The sequence below is a fragment of the Sorangium aterium genome (assembly GCF_028368935.1).
Lineage (GTDB): Bacteria > Myxococcota_A > Polyangia > Polyangiales > Polyangiaceae > Sorangium > Sorangium atrum.
On sequence record NZ_JAQNDK010000003.1, the window covers coordinates 1,617,605 to 1,634,653 of the forward strand.

The 17,049-nt window shown below is 74.0% G+C and carries 11 protein-coding genes; 6 read left to right on the plus strand and 5 right to left on the minus strand.

All coding sequences use genetic code 11. The annotated features are described in order from the left end of the window. The first annotated feature begins 98 nt into the window (after positions 1 to 98). Both hemW and POL72_RS30390 read left to right on the plus strand, forming a co-directional pair. Positions 99 to 1,343 carry a radical SAM family heme chaperone HemW gene (gene hemW, locus POL72_RS30385; protein ID WP_272099647.1) on the plus strand — a complete coding sequence of 415 codons (1,245 nt, stop codon included), beginning with the start codon at positions 99 to 101 and terminating at the stop codon, positions 1,341 to 1,343. Between the two features lie 81 nt (positions 1,344 to 1,424). After that, positions 1,425 to 2,366, plus strand: a complete 942-nt coding sequence (locus tag POL72_RS30390) for a pyridoxal-phosphate dependent enzyme (protein ID WP_272099648.1) — start codon at positions 1,425 to 1,427, stop codon at positions 2,364 to 2,366. Between the two features lie 129 nt (positions 2,367 to 2,495). Here the strand turns inward: POL72_RS30390 and POL72_RS30395 are convergent, their stop codons facing one another. After that, a complete protein-coding gene (locus POL72_RS30395) occupies positions 2,496 to 3,266 on the minus strand; it encodes a carbon-nitrogen hydrolase family protein (protein ID WP_272100041.1) in 771 nt (256 codons plus the stop codon). Positions 3,267 to 3,369: 103 nt separating this feature from the next. Then, positions 3,370 to 3,816 carry a response regulator gene (locus POL72_RS30400; protein WP_012236479.1) on the minus strand — a complete coding sequence of 149 codons (447 nt, stop codon included), beginning with the start codon at positions 3,814 to 3,816 and terminating at the stop codon, positions 3,370 to 3,372. Between the two features lie 270 nt (positions 3,817 to 4,086). Here POL72_RS30400 and POL72_RS30405 point away from each other — a divergent pair, with 270 nt between their 5' ends. After that, complete coding sequence (locus POL72_RS30405) at positions 4,087 to 8,514, plus strand: protein kinase domain-containing protein (RefSeq protein ID WP_272099650.1); 4,428 nt, start codon at positions 4,087 to 4,089, stop codon at positions 8,512 to 8,514. A 112-nt stretch (positions 8,515 to 8,626) separates the two neighbouring features. Here POL72_RS30405 and POL72_RS30410 read toward each other — a convergent pair whose 3' ends face one another. After that, on the minus strand, positions 8,627 to 10,000 hold the full coding sequence (locus tag POL72_RS30410) for a hypothetical protein (RefSeq protein WP_272099651.1): 1,374 nt from the start codon (positions 9,998 to 10,000) through the stop codon (positions 8,627 to 8,629). Between the two features lie 196 nt (positions 10,001 to 10,196). Beyond that, a complete protein-coding gene (locus tag POL72_RS30415) occupies positions 10,197 to 12,935 on the minus strand; it encodes a transglycosylase SLT domain-containing protein (protein ID WP_272099653.1) in 2,739 nt (912 codons plus the stop codon). A gap of 263 nt (positions 12,936 to 13,198) precedes the next feature. Between POL72_RS30415 and POL72_RS30420 the strand changes: the two genes are divergently transcribed. From POL72_RS30420 to POL72_RS30430, 3 genes are all read left to right on the plus strand, one after another. Next, entirely contained in the window at positions 13,199 to 13,681 is a 483-nt protein-coding gene (locus tag POL72_RS30420; protein ID WP_272099655.1) for a MarR family winged helix-turn-helix transcriptional regulator, read from the plus strand. A 354-nt stretch (positions 13,682 to 14,035) separates the two neighbouring features. Then, on the plus strand, positions 14,036 to 15,202 hold the full coding sequence (locus POL72_RS30425; protein WP_272099656.1) for a hypothetical protein: 1,167 nt from the start codon (positions 14,036 to 14,038) through the stop codon (positions 15,200 to 15,202). A gap of 244 nt (positions 15,203 to 15,446) precedes the next feature. Further along, on the plus strand, positions 15,447 to 16,244 hold the full coding sequence (locus POL72_RS30430) for a CDP-alcohol phosphatidyltransferase family protein (RefSeq protein WP_272099659.1): 798 nt from the start codon (positions 15,447 to 15,449) through the stop codon (positions 16,242 to 16,244). A 21-nt stretch (positions 16,245 to 16,265) separates the two neighbouring features. On the opposite strand, the gene POL72_RS30435 is transcribed toward POL72_RS30430, so the two are convergent. Further along, positions 16,266 to 16,976 (minus strand): cob(I)yrinic acid a,c-diamide adenosyltransferase, encoded by a 711-nt coding sequence (locus tag POL72_RS30435; RefSeq protein ID WP_272099661.1) that lies wholly within the window; start codon positions 16,974 to 16,976, stop codon positions 16,266 to 16,268. Positions 16,977 to 17,049: the final 73 nt, after the last annotated feature.

The window sequence follows — 17,049 nt, forward strand, 5'->3', positions numbered from 1 at the left end:
GTGTTGCACGCGTCCTCGTCCTCCTCTCCGTTCATCTCGATTCATCTCGGAGTTTCCGCTTCGCCCGCCTGCGTCGGGTCGAAGGTTGTCGCGGATTCATGAAAACCATGGAGCCGATCACCGTCTACGTCCACTTCCCCTGGTGCCTCAAGAAGTGTCCCTACTGCGACTTCGTGTCTTTCGCGAAGGCGCGGGACGCGATCGACCACCGCGGCTATGCCGACGCCGTGCTGGCCGAGCTCCGGAAGCGGGAGGATGTGCTGGGCGAGCGCGAGCTCCGGAGCATCTTCTTCGGCGGCGGGACGCCGTCCCTGTGGGAGCCGAACGAGATGGGCAGGGTGCTGTCGGCCATCACCGCGGCCGCCGGCCGGCTCTCGCCGGACCTGGAGGTGACCGCAGAGTGCAACCCGACGTCGCTCGATGAGCAGCGGGCCCGAGCGTTCCGAGCGATCGGAGTGAACCGGCTCAGCATCGGAGTTCAGGGCCTCGACGTCGAGCGCCTCCGGTTCCTCGGGCGCCTGCACGACCCAGAGGGCGGTCTCGGCGCGCTCTCGGCGGCGCTCCGGTCCGGGATGCCGCGCGTGAGCGGCGATCTCATCTACGGTGTCGCGGTCGGAACGGCCGAAGCGGCGCGGGAGCAACGCCCCGAGCACGCCGCCGCCGAGGCGCGCGCCGTGGCCTCGACGGGGGTGACCCATATCTCGGCGTACAGCCTGACGGTCGAGCCCGGCACCTCGTTTGGAGAGCTCGCGCGGCGCGGTCGCCTGCCGCTCGCCGGAGACGATGGAGTGGCGGACACGTTCTTCGCCATCGACGAGGCCCTCGAGGCAGAGGGGCTCGCCCACTACGAGGTGTCGAACTACGCGAGGCCGGGCCACGAGGCGCGCCACAACCTCGGTTACTGGCAAGGCATCGACTACGTCGGGCTCGGGTGCGCCGCCTACGGGACGGTGTCGCGACCGGATCCGCGCTGGGGCCTGCGCTCGGGCGGCGCGGAGGGCCATGGAGGAGCGTTCGCGGTCCGGTACCGGAACATCGTGAGTCCGGAACGGTACATGGCTGCGATGGCCGATGGCGACGAGGCGATCGCCGTGGAGAGCGAGGAGCGGCTCGAGCCGGAGACGCGGCTGTCCGAGCGGATCATGCTCGGGCTGCGGCTGCGCGAGGGGCTCGATCTCGAGGCCGCTGCGGCGGCGCTCGGGGTGCCGGCGTGGCCGCCCTCGCGGCGGAGGGCCGCGGAGCGGCTCGAGCGCGCCGGCCGCCTGGAGGTGGCCGGCGGGCGGGTCCGCGTCCCGCGAGCCGCCTGGGTCTTCGCCGACGGCATCGCGGCCGACCTGTTCTGAAGTAGCGCCGCGAGGGCAGCGCCCGGGCGCTCGGCGCTCGCGGTGGACGCCGGGCCGCGACCGCGCTCCGATGATCGTCCCATGAGCCGTTTGCCTACCGTCGAGGACATCCGCGGCGCCGCCGTGCGCATCGCGCCGCACGCCCACGTGACGCCCGTCATGACCAGCCGGACGATCGACGGCATCGCGGGGGCGCGCGTCTTCTTCAAGTGCGAGAACCTGCAGCGGGTCGGCGCGTTCAAGTTCCGCGGCGCGTGCAATGCGGTGCTGTCCCTCTCGGACGAGGAGGCGCGGCGCGGCGTCGCCACCCACTCCTCGGGCAACCACGCCGCCGCGCTCGCGCTCGCTGCCCGCATCCGCGGGGTCGCCGCGTACATCGTGATGCCCGAGAACGCGCCGGCCGTGAAGCGCGCCGCCGTGGAGGGCTACGGCGCCCGGGTCGTGGGCTGCGCCCCCACGCTTCGGTCACGCGAGGAGACGATCGCCCGCGTGATGTCCGAGACGGGCGCGATCCTCGTCCATCCGTACAACGACGCGCGCGTCATCGCCGGCCAGGGCACGGCCGCGCTGGAGCTCGCGGCCCAGGTGGACGATCTCGACGCCGTTGTCGCGCCCGTGAGCGGCGGGGGGCTGCTCTCCGGGACGGCCATCGCCACCGGCTCGCTGTCGCGCGCGCGCACGATCGGCGCCGAGCCCGAGGCCGCGGACGACGCCGCGCGATCGATGCGCGAAGGGAGGATCCTCCCCTCGAACGACCCGGTCACGATCGCCGACGGCCTCCGCAGCTCGCTCGGCGAGCTCACCTTCGCGGTCCTGCGCGAGCGCGGGGTCGAGATCGTCACCGTGAGCGAAGAGGACATCGTCAAGGCGATGCGCGTCGTCTGGGAGCGGATGAAGCTCGTCATCGAGCCGAGCGCGGCCGTCGCGGTGGCGGCGGTCCTGCGGCGCTCGGTTCAGGGAGCGCGGATCGGGGTCATCCTGAGCGGAGGCAACGTCGATCTGACCCGGCTCCCCTTCACCTGAGCGCGATCGAGGGAGCCACGCGGGCGCCCCGGCTGCGCCGCGCCCGCGCGGGGCACGCGATCCTTTGCCCGAGCGCGAGCGAGCGTTCGATCCTCCCCGCGAGGGCGCGCTGGCGCTCCCCGCTCCCCCTCAGGTACCGCGCCGGTCTCGCGCGAAGCGCAAGGTGGCGCGCACCGCGCTCGACCCCGGGCCGGGCGGCGCCGCCGCGACCGACCGCCCTTGCGCGTCGAGGATGCGCGAGCCGCCCTGGCCTTCGAGCGCAGGTCGGGACGGCCCCCAGTTGGCGTTCACGATCGAGATGCGATGGCGCCGGGCGAGCGCGGGCAGGAGGTCGGCGCGCATGTCCCCTTCCCCGGGCGAATCGACCCACGCCGTGGGGAAGAGCAGCAGATCGGCCTCGTCGAGCGCGTCGCCCGCGTCTTCGGAGAGGAAGTGAACATCGAAGCAGATCGCGACGGTCAGCTTGATGCCGCGCAGCTCGACGATCGGGGTCCCCAGATCTCCAGGCGCCGCCCAGCGCTCCGGGAACCACGGATGACGCTTGCGGTAATGGCACACGCGCCGTCCGTCGCCGTCGAAGACGAGCAAGCTGTTGTAGAAGCGGCCCCCGCTCGCCTCGACGAGGGGGCCGGCCAGCGCGATCCCGTACCTTCGCGCGAGCTCGGCGAGCCGCGCCGCCGACTCGCCGTCGATCGGCTCCGCGAAGCGGCGCAGATCGCTGTCGCCGCGCGGCGAGACGTAGCCCGTGAGGATGAGCTCGGGCAGCAGCACGAGCTCGGCCCCCGCAAGCGCGGACGAGGCGAGGAGACGGTCGATCTCGGCGAGCACGCCCTGCTGGTCGCCGAAGCGCTGCGGCAGCTCGAGCGCGACCACGTCGAGGAGGCGATCGCTCAAGGGCACCACCGGACGCGCCCGCACCGCGAGCACGCTCCCGCGCCGCCCGGCGGCGATCCGGTCGCGTCGCCCTGGACAGCGCAGCGCAACGCCACGGAGCGCCCCCGGCTCAGCGGTGGTTCCGCGCGACCTGGAGCTGGTGGAGGCTCACCGCCAGGTCGACCTGGCGGCGCAGATCCGAGGCGATCCAGGGCTTCGTGATGATCCGGAAGGCCGCGCTTTCCCGGGAGATCTTCTGGATCTGCTCGACGTCCGTCGGGGCGCAGACCAGCACCGGGACGTAGCTCAGCCCCTGCCGGCGCAGCTCGCGCAGCAGCGCGAGCCCGCTGAAATGAGGCATCCGATAGTCGGCGACGACCACGGCGGGCGGCTCCTTCACCGCAGCCGCCAGCGCGCGGCGAGGGTCCCCGAAGGTGCGGACCTGGTAGCCGGAGCGGAGCGCCCGATCCATGAGGTCCAGGTTGAGCTCCTCATCGTCGACGGCGTAGAGGAGGGCTCCTTGGCCCCGACCACTCGAAGGTGGCGGCATGCTGCCGGAGTGCGGGGCATTGCCCATCAAGCGCGAGGGTATCAGACCTCTTCCTCCCGCACCACGCGCTCAAGCCGAGGCGATCTGGTTGCCTGCATCACGCCAGCGAAGGCAGCCGAGCGCACGACACCACGGGAAGGCCGGTAGAGGTGGGACTCGCGTCGACCCGACACCCGGCCGGCCCCGGCCTGCCTCGCGTCGCTTCAGCCGACCTCGAGGCGGCGCGAGCGATCAACCTGGACCGGCAGCGGCGTTCACGATCCACTCCGGCGGCGTTCGGCGGTAAGAGATCAGGAGATGCCCGCTCGCGATGGATTGCTCGAGGTCGGCGCGCTCGTGGACGGCCGGTATCAGGTGCTCGGCCACCTCGGGAGCGGCGGCCATAGCGTCGTCTACGATGCGCGCCAGATCGTGACCACCCAGCGCGTGGCGCTCAAGCTGCTTCGGCCCGAGGTGCTGCGGCGCTCGCGGGAGTCGGGCTCCCAGGAAGCGCGCTTCGAGCGGGAGATGCAGGTCATCGCCCAGCTGAGCCACCCGAACATCGTTCGCCTGCTCGACGCCGGGCGCCTGCCCGAGGGCGAGCTCTACCTTGCGCTCGAGTACGTCGACGGCGAGACGCTGACCGCGCGCTGCCAGCGTACGAGGGGGGTCGAGCCGAGCGAGGCGAAGCGGCTGATGCTGCAGGTGCTCGACGCCATCGGCTTCGCCCACGAGCGCGGCGTCGTGCACCGCGACCTCAAGCCGCACAACATCATGGTCGCCGGGTCGGGCAAGCGGACACACGCCAAGGTGCTGGATTTCGGCATCGCCGCGCTCATCGGCGAGGCCCGGTCCGCCGACTACCGCGCGCTCACCCCCACCGGGGAGTTCAACGGGACCCCGGCCTACATGGCCCCGGAGCAGCTCGTGCAGTCCACCCCGACCACAGCGGCGGACATCTATGCATGGGGGCTCACCTTTCTTGAGTGCCTGATCGGCGCGCCCGTGATGCACGAGGCCACGGTCGCGGAGGTCATCTTCCGCCAGCTGAGCCCCGAGCCGGTGCCGATCCCCCGCGCGCTCCGCGGCCACCCCCTCGGCGCGCTGCTCGAGCAGGCGACCGCCAAGTCGCCGGCGCACCGCTTCCGGTCCGCCCGCGAGGCCTACGAGCTGCTGGAGGAGTGCGACGTGTCGGAGATCCCGTGGCCGCTGCCGCCCGATCCCGGCCACGCCGCCTCGCAGAAGGAGCGCGGCGGCGCCCTGGAGCAGCGGGCGATCGCGACGCGACCGGCGCGGCAGGTCGAGGCCGAGCAGGAGACCCAGCTCGTGCCCTCCGAGCAGATCGAGCCGCCGCCGGGCACGGTGCGCAAATCCCCCGAGCAGCAGCGGCAGGACGAGCGGCTCGGCGCCGCGCCGACGCTCGCGATCCCAGGCCGCAACCTCGCGCCCGCCGCGGCGCCGGCGAGGCCGATCCGCAACGCGTCGATCCACCTGGGCGCCTCCGGGAGCCCAGAGACGGCGCCGGCGACGAACTTCACCTCCCGCCCCAGCGTCGCGCCCGGGACGCGGCCGATGTCCACCAGCGGGCGCGGCGAGCGCCGCCAGCTCACCGTGCTGGTCTGCGGGCTCGCCGGCGCCGAGCGCATCGCGGACACGGTCGACAGCGAGGCGTTCCACGAGCTCGTCCAGATGTATCAGGCGGTGTGCGCCCAGGTGATCGGGGCGCACGAGGGGGTCTTCCTCCGCTCCCCAGGCGAGGAGACGATCGCGTATTTCGGCCACCCCGTCGCGAGGGAGGACGACGCCCTCCGCGCCGTGCAGGCGGCGCTCGATCTGGTCGAGCAGATGTCCCGCCTGAACGCGCGCGAGCTCGTGTCCATGCCGCTGTCCGTGCAGGTCGGCGTGCACACAGGGATCGTCGTCGTGGCGGACAGCGACGCCGCGCCCTCGCTCGCAGGCCCGACCTTGAACGCCGCGACGCAGCTGAAGGCCCACGCGGAGCCGGGCACGGTGCTCGTCAGCCGCGCGACGCTGAAGCTCGTCGAGGGCTATTACCACGTGGACGCACTCGGCGAGATCAGCCCGAAAGAGGCGCGCCAGCCGATCGAGGTCTTCGCGGTGCACGGGCGCACGACCGCGCGGGACCGGCTGGACGCGAGGATGCAGCACGGGCTCACGCCGCTCGTCGGGAGAGACAGCGAGCTCGACGAGATCGCCGCCCGGTGGACGCGGGCCGCGGGGGGCGCGGGGCAGGTCGTGCTGATGACGGGCGAGGCGGGGATCGGCAAGTCGCGGAGCGTGCGCGCGTTCCGCGACCGGCTGGCCGGGACGCCGCACCTGTGGCTCGAGGCGCGCTGCTCGCCGCAGCTCCAGAACAGCGCCTTCTATCCGGTGATCGAGCTGCTCAAGGCGCTGCTCGCGGGCGATCGCGAGCGCGCGAGCACGCTGAGCGGCGCCGCGCCGTCGACGGAGCGCGGCGCAGGGATCGAGCCGCGCGAAGACCGGCTCGCGCGGCTGGAGAAGCTGCTCGCCGAGGCGGAGGCGGGGCCGCTCGCCGTCCCGCTGCTCGCCGCGCTGCTGTCGATCCCGACCGAGGGACGCCACCCCGTGCCGGCGCTCACCCCGCAGCGCCAGCGGCAGGAGACCATCTCTTCGCTCCTGCAGCTCTTCCTCGGGCTCGCCGATCGGCAGCCGCTCGTGCTCACGGCCGAGGACCTGCACTGGGCCGACCCGTCGACCCTGGAGCTGCTCGGCCGGCTCATCGACGAGGGGCGGCCGTCTCCGCTGCTGCTGCTCCTGACCGCGCGCCCGACGTTCGCGCCGCCGTGGCCGGTGCGTTCGCACTTCACCCAGATCTACCTCGCCCCGCTCAACGCCGAGCGAATGCGGGCGCTCGTCCAGCAGCTGGCCGGCGCGTACGCGACGAGCGGCGCGCCGGGCATGAAGGCGTCGCTGCCGGACGAGGTGATCCGGACGCTCGCCGAGCGCAGCGATGGCGTCCCGCTGTTCGCCGAGGAGCTCACGCGCATGGTGGTCGAGTCGGCCGCCGCGCAGGCCGCCGCAGGGGAGTCGACCGGCGCGCCGAGCGCCGCGCGCCCGGGGGTGGGCGCGCTCGAGATCCCGACCACCCTCCAGCACTCGCTGATGTCGCGCCTCGATCGCCTGGGCCCCGCCAAGGAGGTCGCGCAGCTCGGCGCGGTGTTCGGCCGATCGTTCGGCTACGAGGCGCTCGAGCAGTGCGCGGCGGGCAGCGCGGGCGCCGAGCCGCTGCTCATGGCGTCGAGCCCCGAGGCGCTGCGCGAGGCGCTCGCGCAGCTCGTCGACGCCGAGCTGCTCTTCCAGCGGGGGCGCCCCCCGCGCTCGACGTACACGTTCAAGCACGCGCTGGTGCAGGATGCCGCCTACCAGTCGCTGCTCCGCAGCACCCGGCAGGTGTACCACGCGCGCATCGCCGCCGTCCTCGCCGAGCGCTCCACGGATACGCCGCCCGAGCTGCTCGCGCGGCACTACACAGAGGCCGCGCTGATCGGCCCCGCCGTCGCTGCGTGGCAGCGCGCGGGCGAGGCCTCGCTGTTCTCGTCGGCGCACGCCGAGGCGATCAGCCAGCTCAGCCGCGGGCTCGAGCTCCTCAAGCAGCTCCCGGAGACGAACGAGCGGACGCGCCACGAGATCACGCTGCAGACCACGCTCGGCGTCCCGCTGATGATCACGCGCGGCTACGCCGCCCCGGAGGTCGAGGCGACGTACGCGCGCGCGCACGCGCTCTGCCGCGAGGCGGGCTCCTCGCCGCAGCTCTTCCCCGCGCTGTGGGGGCTCTGGATCTTCTTCCACGTCCGCGGCGACTACGCGCTGGCGGAGCAGCACGGCGAGCAGCTGCTCGCGCTCGCCGAGAGCACGGGCGACGCCGGCATCACGCTGGGCGCCCACCAGGCGCTCGGCGCGACGCGCTTCCTCCGCGGGCACCTCCGCGAGGCCCGCGAGCACTTCAACAAGGTGCTCGCGCTCTACGATCCCGCGCGTCACCTCCCGCTCGCCTTCCTCTTCGGCCAGGACGCCGCGGCGTTCTCCCTGTCCCACCTCGCCTGGATCGCGCTCCACCTCGGCGAGCCGGAGCGCGCCAGGGCCTCGGTCGACGAGGCGATCGCGCTGTGCGAGGAGCTGAACCAGCCCGTGAGCCGCGGCTTCGTCGAGCACTTCGCGGCCGTGCTGTGCTGCCTGCTCGGCGATCTCGCGGGCGCGGAGGCGCACGCGCACGCGCTCAGCAAGCTCTCCGAGGAGGTGGGCATGCCCCACTGGGCGGCGCTCAGCCAGATCGACCTCGGCTGGGCGACGGCGGCGCGCGCGGCCGATGGCCCGGCCGGCGAGGCGGCGCGCGCGCGCCACGCGGAGGGCGCCGCGCGCATCCGCGGAGGCCTGGCGATGCTGACGGGCGTCGGCAGCCGCGTGTCGCTCACCTACTGGCGGTCAGCGCTCATCGAGGCGGAGCTCGGCGCGGGCAACGTCGACGAGGCCAGCGCGCTGCTCGCCGACACGCGGGCCTTCGTCGAGAAGAGCGACGAGCGCTACTTCGAGCCAGAGCTCTATCGGCTCGAGGGCGAGATCGCCCTCGCGCGCGGCGCGCCGACGGCCGCGGAGGCGCGAGATCGGGCCGAGGCAGCCTTCCGGCGCGGGCGCGAGATCGCGGAGGGTCAGGGCGCGCTCGGCCTTCTGGCGCGTCTCTCCGAGCGCCGCGCGGCCCTCCCCTGAGCGGAGGGCGACGCGCTGGAAGAGATGAAGCAGCGCGCCCAGGCGGCGCGTCCCGCCGCGTCCCGCCGCGATGCGACCGCCGGAGACGCCGCAGGAGCTCCGGAGCGCGGCGCTAGAGCGCGCCGTGACTGGGCATCGGCACCCGCCAGGCGACGATCTCGGCGTGCTGCTCGCGGCTGAAGGGCCGCTCGAGGAGCCGCGAGCAGGACTGCCGTGAGCGGAACAGCTCGAGGATGTAGCCCATGCGCTCGGGCAGCGACGCCCAGTCCTCTGCGCCGCAGCCGTGCGTCGTCTGGTCGTGCGCGCCGTACTCGCTCAGGAGCTCGCGGAGCTCGCGATCCTCGATGGTCGCGAGCTCGGCGCAGTGGAGCGGCAAGCCGGGCGGCGCGGGCAGGTCGTGGCCGAGATCCAGGAGCTCGTCCGGCAGGCGCATGGTCATCATTTCCTTCGTGGCCAGCAGGCGCCAGAGCGCCTGCACCTTCTCGGCCTGCTCCCGGATGACGGACCTCAGCGCCTCGGGCAGGAGCCGTCCGGGGACGCCGACCGAGTCGCGCACGCAGCGGACGGGCGCGTTGAGCGCCCGCGCGATGTACGGCTGGAGCCGCACCTGCTCGTGCAGCCCGACGAGCGCATTGGCGAGGAGGATCAGCTCCGCTTTCCTGTCCTTGTCCTCCGTGAGCATCGCCTCGTGGTAGCGCACCACGGCGCTGCGGAGCAGCCCCTGTCCGCCCTCCCGAGACTCCCCTGTCTGCAGCCCGTCGAGCAGGGCGGCGAGCTGCGCGTCGCCGGGCCGCGGGCACTCTCGATAGAGCTGGATCATGCGGACGAACAGGGGTCCGAGCTCCTCGAAGACCTTGAGATTGCCGAGGGCGATGTCCGAGCTCAGCTCGCGCAAGATCCGCTCTGGGATCTCCATCAGATCGAGTCCATGACCCCACCAGGGCGTGAGCAGGTTGACGCCGCTGACGAGCGGAGCGCGCTCGGGCTCGCCCTTGCCGCGCCCCGTCGCGATGCCGGCGCGCTGCGAGATCACCTCCCGCTCGTCCTCGTCCGAGAGGATCAGCTCCCGGAGCACCGCCGGCACCTCCTCGTTGCGGATGAAACGCCCGGCCGTCTTCGAGGCCCACGTGGCGAAGGTGCACCAGTGGGCGTTGCGTCCGCCGAGCAGCTTCACGAGCTCCGCGGAGATCTCGTAGTAGCACTGGGTGATGAGCAGGTTGCGCAGCACCGGCTGCCGCTCCAGCGCGATGACCGCAGGCACATGGTCGAGCAGCGAAGGCAGCTCGGACACCTCCGAGAGCCGCACGCCAGAGTGCGTCCTCGCGGTGGTCCGCGCCGGGCGCTCCACGACGCCGCTTCGCGTCACCCGGAGCGCCGGCGCCTCCGCGGGCGACGAGAGGGAAGGCCGATAGACACCATCCTGGAAATGGCCGGAGTGCTCGCTCGCCGCTACCGCAGCCATCAGCGGCTTCACAGGGGTCGTCATTCTCCCGTGCTATCTCCAATCGCTACTAGCTGTCCATACCTGTCCATAAGTTCATGATGAAAAAGGCCGGCTGGCACACGGGATGCTGAACATGTGACGCCGGTCACACAGCGACATGTTCAGCGGCGTTCAGCCACGTTTAGCCACGCTCGGGCATGCTCGGCCGCGTTCGGCCGATTGAACAGGCCCAGCGGCCTCAGGGCTGCGGAGGAGCGGGCGGCGGGGGCGCTGAAGAGGCCGCCGTCGCCACGGCGCTTCCGCCGCGAGGCCAGGTCGTGACGCTCACCCGACGCTCTCGGCCGAAGGTCCGCGCAACGACGGCGCGGACGTCGGCCGGCTCGACCTCCTCGAGCGCGCGGAGCAGCCTCGGCAGGCTGCCTGGGTCGAGCGCAGCGCGCAGCCGCAGGTCCGTGATCGGCCGAGGGGACGCGGGCGGCGGCGCGACCGTGGCGCGCCGCGTGAGCTCTCTCTCGAGATCCAGCTTGAGCAAGGCCTTCGCGAGGGCCAGCTCCTTCCAGGTGGGCCCGGACGCCGCGAGCGACGCGAGCTCGGCGTCGAGGCGCTGCTCCAGCTCGGCGGCGCTGCGCGACGGCGCAGGGGTGAGCTCCACCGCCGCGACGCTCGCCTGGGCGCCGAGCGACAGGCGCCCCGTCACCGCCGACGCGAGCTGCCCCTCCGTCACGAGGGCCTTCGCGAGCCGCGCGACGCGCGGGCTGACGAGGATCTCCATCGCCACCCGGAGCGGCGCCTCGTCCGTGCTTCCCTCCGGCGGCGCGATCCAGCCATAGAGCAGCCGCGGCGCCGGCACCGCGTCCTCGATGACGATCCGCTCCTCGCGCGGATGCGGCCCGATGGGCCGCTCCGGCTCCTCGACGGCGCGCTGGAGCGAGCGCGCAAGCGCCTGCTCGACCGCCGCGCGAGAGACGTCGCCCGAGAGCGCGATCGTCGCCTGGGCCGCGGCGCGCTCGCGCCGGAGCGACTCGGTGAGCAGGAGCTCGCTCGCCGCGCCTGCGTCGCCGCGCGCCCCTATCAAGGTGCCCTCCAGCGGGTGGCCGGCGGGGAACAGCGCGTCCCCGAGCGCCAGCCACGAGGGGCCGTACGGCGCCCGCTCGAGCGCGCGCCGCGAGGCCGCGCTGGCCTGCCGCCTGAGCTCGGCCACGCGCGCGTCGCTCGCCTCGCCGAGCAGCATCCTGAGCCGCGCGGCGACCAGATCGATGCCGACGTCGAGATCCCGCGGAGGCACGGTGATCGCGACGCGCGCCTCGCTCGCGAGCGCGGGCCCCGCCGCGCCGGCGTCGCTCGCGGACCGCACCGGGACGGCGACCGCCGCGCTGATCGAGACGAGCGGCGCCGCGGGGTCTTCGCGCAGGTCCACCGCGATGCCGTTCGGGAGGCGGAAGCGCTGCACCTGCTCCTGGCCTCGCCCCGCGAGGAGGCCGATCTGCTTCTCGATCGCCGCCTCGCGCCCCTTGAGGGCGCGGCGCGCGCTCGGGCCTCCGACGTCGTCGAAGGGCGACGTCGAGGCGAGGCGCCCGCTGCGGACGCCGAGCGGGTCGTCCTCGAAGGCAGGGCGAAAGCCGACGCCGCCGCCGATCATCACGATCGGGAGCCTCGCGTCGAGCGCCTCCGGGTTGCCGAGGAGCGGCATGGGCGCCGGCGCCTGGCCGGGCGGGGTGAAGAGCGGGAGCCGGTTCCGACCGAGCGACACGGGGCGGGGCGGCAGCGACGCGCCGTCCAGCGCGAGCTCGCCCATCGCGGCGCGCTGCGGCAGCCCGGCGCTCGCCGCGCCGTCGCCCTCGTCCTCGTCGAGCTCCTCGTGGTCGAGGTAGGCGGGAAAGAGGGCCATCGCGCGCGCGACGCGATCGGCGGGCAACGAGATCAGGTGGTCGACGCGGCCGGGCGGGACACGGTCGCGCAGGAGCTCGGGGTTGTGCTCGCGCAGCACGGCCGTCGAGATGCCCGCGGCGCGCGCGATCGTGCGGAGCCGCGTCCCCGGCGGCACCGCGACCTCGCCGAGGTCGAGCGGCGGGAGCGGCGCGACGTCGGGCAGATCCAGCCCGAAGCGCCCGCGGTTCGCCGCGACGATCGCGAAGGCCATGATCTGCGGCACGTAGTCCGCGGTCTCCTTGGGGATGGCGCCGGCCTGCGAGAGCTCCGCGAGCCCGATGGGCCCGCGGGCCTCGGGATCGCGCGCCGCCGCGACCTTCGACAGCGCGCGGAGGACGCCCTCGTGACCGAGGTTGTACGCCGCCAGCGCGAGGTCCCAGCGGCCGAAGCGCTCGTACAGGTCGCGCAGGTGGGCGGTCGCGGCGTCCGTGGCCCGCGTGATGCCCATGCGGGCGTCGATCCACTCGGACTGCTCGAGCCCGTAGGCCTCGCCCGTCCTCGGCATGAACTGCCAGAGCCCCGCCGCGCCGGCCGGCGAGACCGCCCGCGGGTCGAAGCCGCTCTCGATCGCCGCGACCCAGAGCAGATCCTCCGGGAGGCCCGCCTCGCGGAGCGAGCGCTCGACGATCTCGCGGTACGCGCCGGCGCGCCGGAAGCGGCGCAGGAAGAGGGCGCGTCCCTCCTCGGACTGCGCGAAGAAGCGGACGAACCGCATCGCGCGGCGCGTGAGGGGCACGTCGAGGTCCGGCATCGCCAGCGTGGCCAGCACCGCGCCCTCGGGGTCCTCGAGATCCTCGTCCGCCGCGGGCTGGAACTCGTGCACGAGGAGCGCCGTGAGGGCGGGCGGCGCGTCGCCAGCGGGCGGAGGGCAGGCGTCGGCCGTCGCCGCGAGGGCGGGCGCGCGGTCGAGCAGGCTGGGATCGCGGAAGGCGCGGTACGCCGCCGAGAAGGACGCGCGCACCGACGGCGCCTGGCCGACGGCCGCGCCCGAGATGCAGAGCAGCGCGCCGAGCCCGGTCCACAGAGCGGCTCGCCGTGCCCAGCTCATCGACGTGGATCTTGCTCCGAAACCGCCCGCCGGCGCTACGGCAAAGCGCGGAGACAACGACGGCGCTGTGGGTAGCTCGACATCGCCGCGCTTCCCGGTGCGCGCCGGCGCGCCCGCGGCGATCCGCGGCTTCCGGCGATCTTCCCGCTCGATTTCCTCGGCGATCTGCCCCGGCGCCGCGCCCCGCGCGCGCCCGGGACCGACGGCCCTCGCTGCGACCAGCACTAGCCGCCCGCGTCCGGGCGAGCTAGCAAGCGTCAGCGATGCGCTCGTCTCAAGCCGGCCCCCCTTCAGAGAAGAGCTCTCGGCTGGGCGAGGTGCTCGACTTCATGAAGCTCCTGTGGGCCGTCGATCACGGCCTGCAGTCGACGTCGAAGCGCATGGAGGCGAAGATGGGCGTGACGGGCCCGCAGCGGCTCGTCATCCGCATCGTCGGGCGTTACCCCGGGATCTCCGCTGGGCAGCTCGCCGAGATCATGCAGCTGCACCCGAGCACCCTCACGGGCGTGCTCAAGCGGCTGCAAGAGCGCGGCATCATCGAGCGCCGGGTCGACCCGAAGGACGGGCGCCGCGCGCTCCTGGGCCTCACCGCGCGCGGGCGCGAGCTCGACAGCCTCCGCACCGGCACGGTGGAGGCGGCCGTGCGACAGGCGCTGAAGTCGGTGCCGCGACGCAAGCTCGACGCAGCGCAGGACGTGCTCGCGGCCGTCGCCGAGGCGCTGCAACCGCAGCAGGGCGACGAGTAGCGCGGCTGGTCGGATCGGCGCGCGCGGCGCGCGATCCAGCGAGGGCAGCGCCGGTCGGAGAATGCCTGCAGGCGCGCACGGCGCTGGAGCCGCCGCGCGCCGAGCGAACGGCGCTTCGCGCCCCGAAGCTCGGCGCGCGGGTGTGATCCGCGCGAAGCGCAGGGCTGGGCCGCGACCCGCAGCCCCTCCCGACATCGAACGGAGAAACGGCGGTCGTCCGCACGGCGATCCGCTCCTCGCCGTCTCCGTGACAGAGGATGTCGCCGCGCCGGACCCGTGAATCGAGGCATTCGGCGCGATCTCCGCGCGGCGCGCGCCGCGCCGAGCGCCTCTCATCACCACGACGGGGGAACAATGAGGCACTGGGTTCTTGGCTCCATCAGCGCGGCGATCCTCGCCGCGGCGTGGGGCTGCGGCTCCGACGAACGAGTCGGGAAAGCAGAGTCGGGAGGCGGCGGAAACGCAGCGGGAGGCGGCGGGCACGCAGCGGGAGGCGGCGGGACCGGGAGCCAGGCCGCAGCCTGCACGATCACGGCCGCGGGGCTGAAGGTGAGCAGCGGCCGCGGGATCACGCCCTCGATCGCGTGGACCGGGGCGGGCTTCGCCATCGCCTGGCAGGAGCGCGCGGCCGACGAGGGCGACATCCACCTCGCCATGGTCGACCCGGAGGGCAACAAGCTGCGGGAGGAGGTGATCGATGACGGGCCGGGCGTCTCCAGCCACCCGAGCGTTCACCGCGACGGGCAGGGCCTGCTCGTCCTCTGGCAGGATCAGGACGGCGCGGGCAGCGTCGTGCGCGGCCGCCGCGCGACGCTGGAAGGCGCGGCCGAAGGCGCGGCCTTCGATCTGGCCAGGAGCGGAGCGGCCGAGTCCTGGCCCACCGCGGCGGCGAGCCAGGACGGGACGCTCGTCGCGTGGATGGACACGGGCGGGTCGCAGCTCGGCCACCTCGACAGCGGCGCGCTGAGCAGCTCGGTGCCGCTGGATCAGGCGCAATTTCCAGCCGTCGCCTCGGACGGCGAGAAGACCGCGGTGGTCTGGACCCAGGGCGACGCGCTCGACTTCGCCAGGCCGGGCCAGGAGAGCGCTCCGCTCGATCCGATCGCGCACCCGGGCGTCACCGCGAAGCTGCCGCGCGTCGTGCTCGGCGGGGACGACGCCTTCCTCGTCTGGGAGGACACCCGCAGCGGCACGGAGCAGATCCGCGCGCTCCGGATCTCCGCGCAGGACGAGGTATCGCCCGAGGCCATCGTCTCGCGGGGCGAAGGCAGCGCCAACTGGCCGGCGCTCGCGTGGACAGGGCACGGCCTCGCCGTCGCGTACTACCAGTTCCGCGACGGCCCCCCGGGCGTCTTCGTCACGCTGCTGAGCCGGGATCTCGAGCCCGTGGGCGGCGAGCTCGAGGCGAGCGGCGGCGCGACCGCCCGGTACCCGGCGCTGGCCTGGACAGGCCAGGAGCTCGGAATCGCCTACACGGAGCAGGACCAGGGCATCCGGCTCTCGCGCGCCAGCTGCCCGTAGCTCGTCGAGCCCGCGCGGCGCGGCCCTCCACGAGGGGTCCTCGCATCCCGCGCCGCGCGCACGGCGGCGCGCGGGGACGCGGCCTGGCCGCCCGCGACGGCGCGAGGTCATCGCTCGACGCAGCGCAGCCCGATCGGCCGCGGCGAGGCGCCCGCGTCGCCTGACGCGGCCCGGATCGAACCCTGCAACCGCCCTCGATGTGGCCGTCCTCCCCTGCGCCGTTGCGATCCTAATCTGCACAGCCGTGCTCGGCGCCTACGCCGTGCGCGTCGCGCGCCACGGCCGACCCGCGATGCCGCGGCTCGGCGCCTCTCCAGGGAGCGCGCTGCTCCCGAGGCCGGTGGTCGAGGCCTTCTACTGGTCCTTCCACGCCCCCGCGCGCGCGCTCGTTCGCCTCGGCGTCTCGCCGGACGCGCTCACCTACCTCTCGCTCGGCCTGTCGCTCGCCTGCGCGCCGCTGCTCGCGGCCGGCCGCTTCCGGTCCGGCGCGGCGCTGCTCATCGCCGGCGCCGTCCTCGACGCGCTCGACGGCATGGTGGCGCGCGAAGGCGGCAGGGCGTCGCGCGCCGGGGCGGTGCTCGACTCCTGCCTCGACCGCCTGTCCGACGCCGCGCCGCTCATCGGCCTCGCCGTCTTCTACAGGGAGCACCCCGCGGCGCTCGCGATCCCGCTCGTCGCGATGGTCGCGTCGTCGCTCGTGAGCTACGCGCGCGCCAAGGCCGACGCCTACCGGATCTCGCTGCCCGACGGGCTGATGCGCCGGCACGAGCGGCTCGCCTACCTCGTCGCGGCGCTCGTCTTCGGCCCGGCCGTGCCGGCCACGCGGCTGACCGGCGCCCTCCCCTTCCCGATCACGCTCGGCTGTCTCGCCCTCGTGGCAGGCGTCGGCCTCGCCGCGGGCCTGCGGCTCGTGCAGCGCACGCGCGCCGCCCTCGCGGCGGCCGACGCGGCGGCGCTGCCCGGGCCGAGGACGACCGCGCGCTCCGGTGGAGAGCCCCCGCGCCTGCTCCGCGGCGGAAAGGCCACGAGCGCGCCGCTGTGATGCCGACCAGGGCGGCGCGGCTCAGGCCGGCGGCGCCTTGCCGCTCGCCGAGGCGTCGGGCTCCCAGAGGAGCTCCGGCGTGCCGAGGAGCGCGGCCGCCCAGCGGCTCCAGACGAAGAGCGCGTCGCTCAGGCGGTTCAGGTAGCGGACCGCGTGCGGATCGGCCTGGCCAGCCTGGGCGAGGCGCACGCAGCAGCGCTCCGCCCGGCGGCACACCGTCCGCGCGACGTGGAGGTCGGTGTTGAGCCGCGAGCCGCCGGGGAGGACGAACGAGCGCAGCGGCGGCAGCTCGGCCTGGCAGCTGTCCATCTCGGCCTCGAGGAGATCGATCTCGGCCTGCGTCACGCGCGGCTGCTTCGGGTGGACGTCCTCCGGGAGCGTCGCGAGGATCGACCCGAGGTTGAAGAGCTCGTGCTGGACGCGGAGCAGCGTGCGCCCGAGCTCCACGAGGCGCTGGGTGCCCTCGCCCGGCGCCCCCGGGAGCAGCTCGATCAACGTCTGCCGCGCGGCGCCGACGAGCGCGTTGAGCTCGTCGACGGTGCCGTAGGTCTCGATCCGCGCGTCGTCCTTCGGGACGAGCTGCCCGCCGACGAGCCGGGTCAGGCCGCCGTCCCCCTGCCGCGTGTAGACGCGGTTGATCGTGATCTTCGGCGCCTTGAAGACGCGCGCTCCGCTGCTCTCCCCGGCAGCCGGCGCGTGGTCACCCGTCCTGCGCGTATCGTCGTCGCTCACGGGGAGCTCACGTAAGGCGTCGTCGCACGAGGGTCAAGAAACGCCGCCGGAGGCGATGTTGACGTTCCTCCGG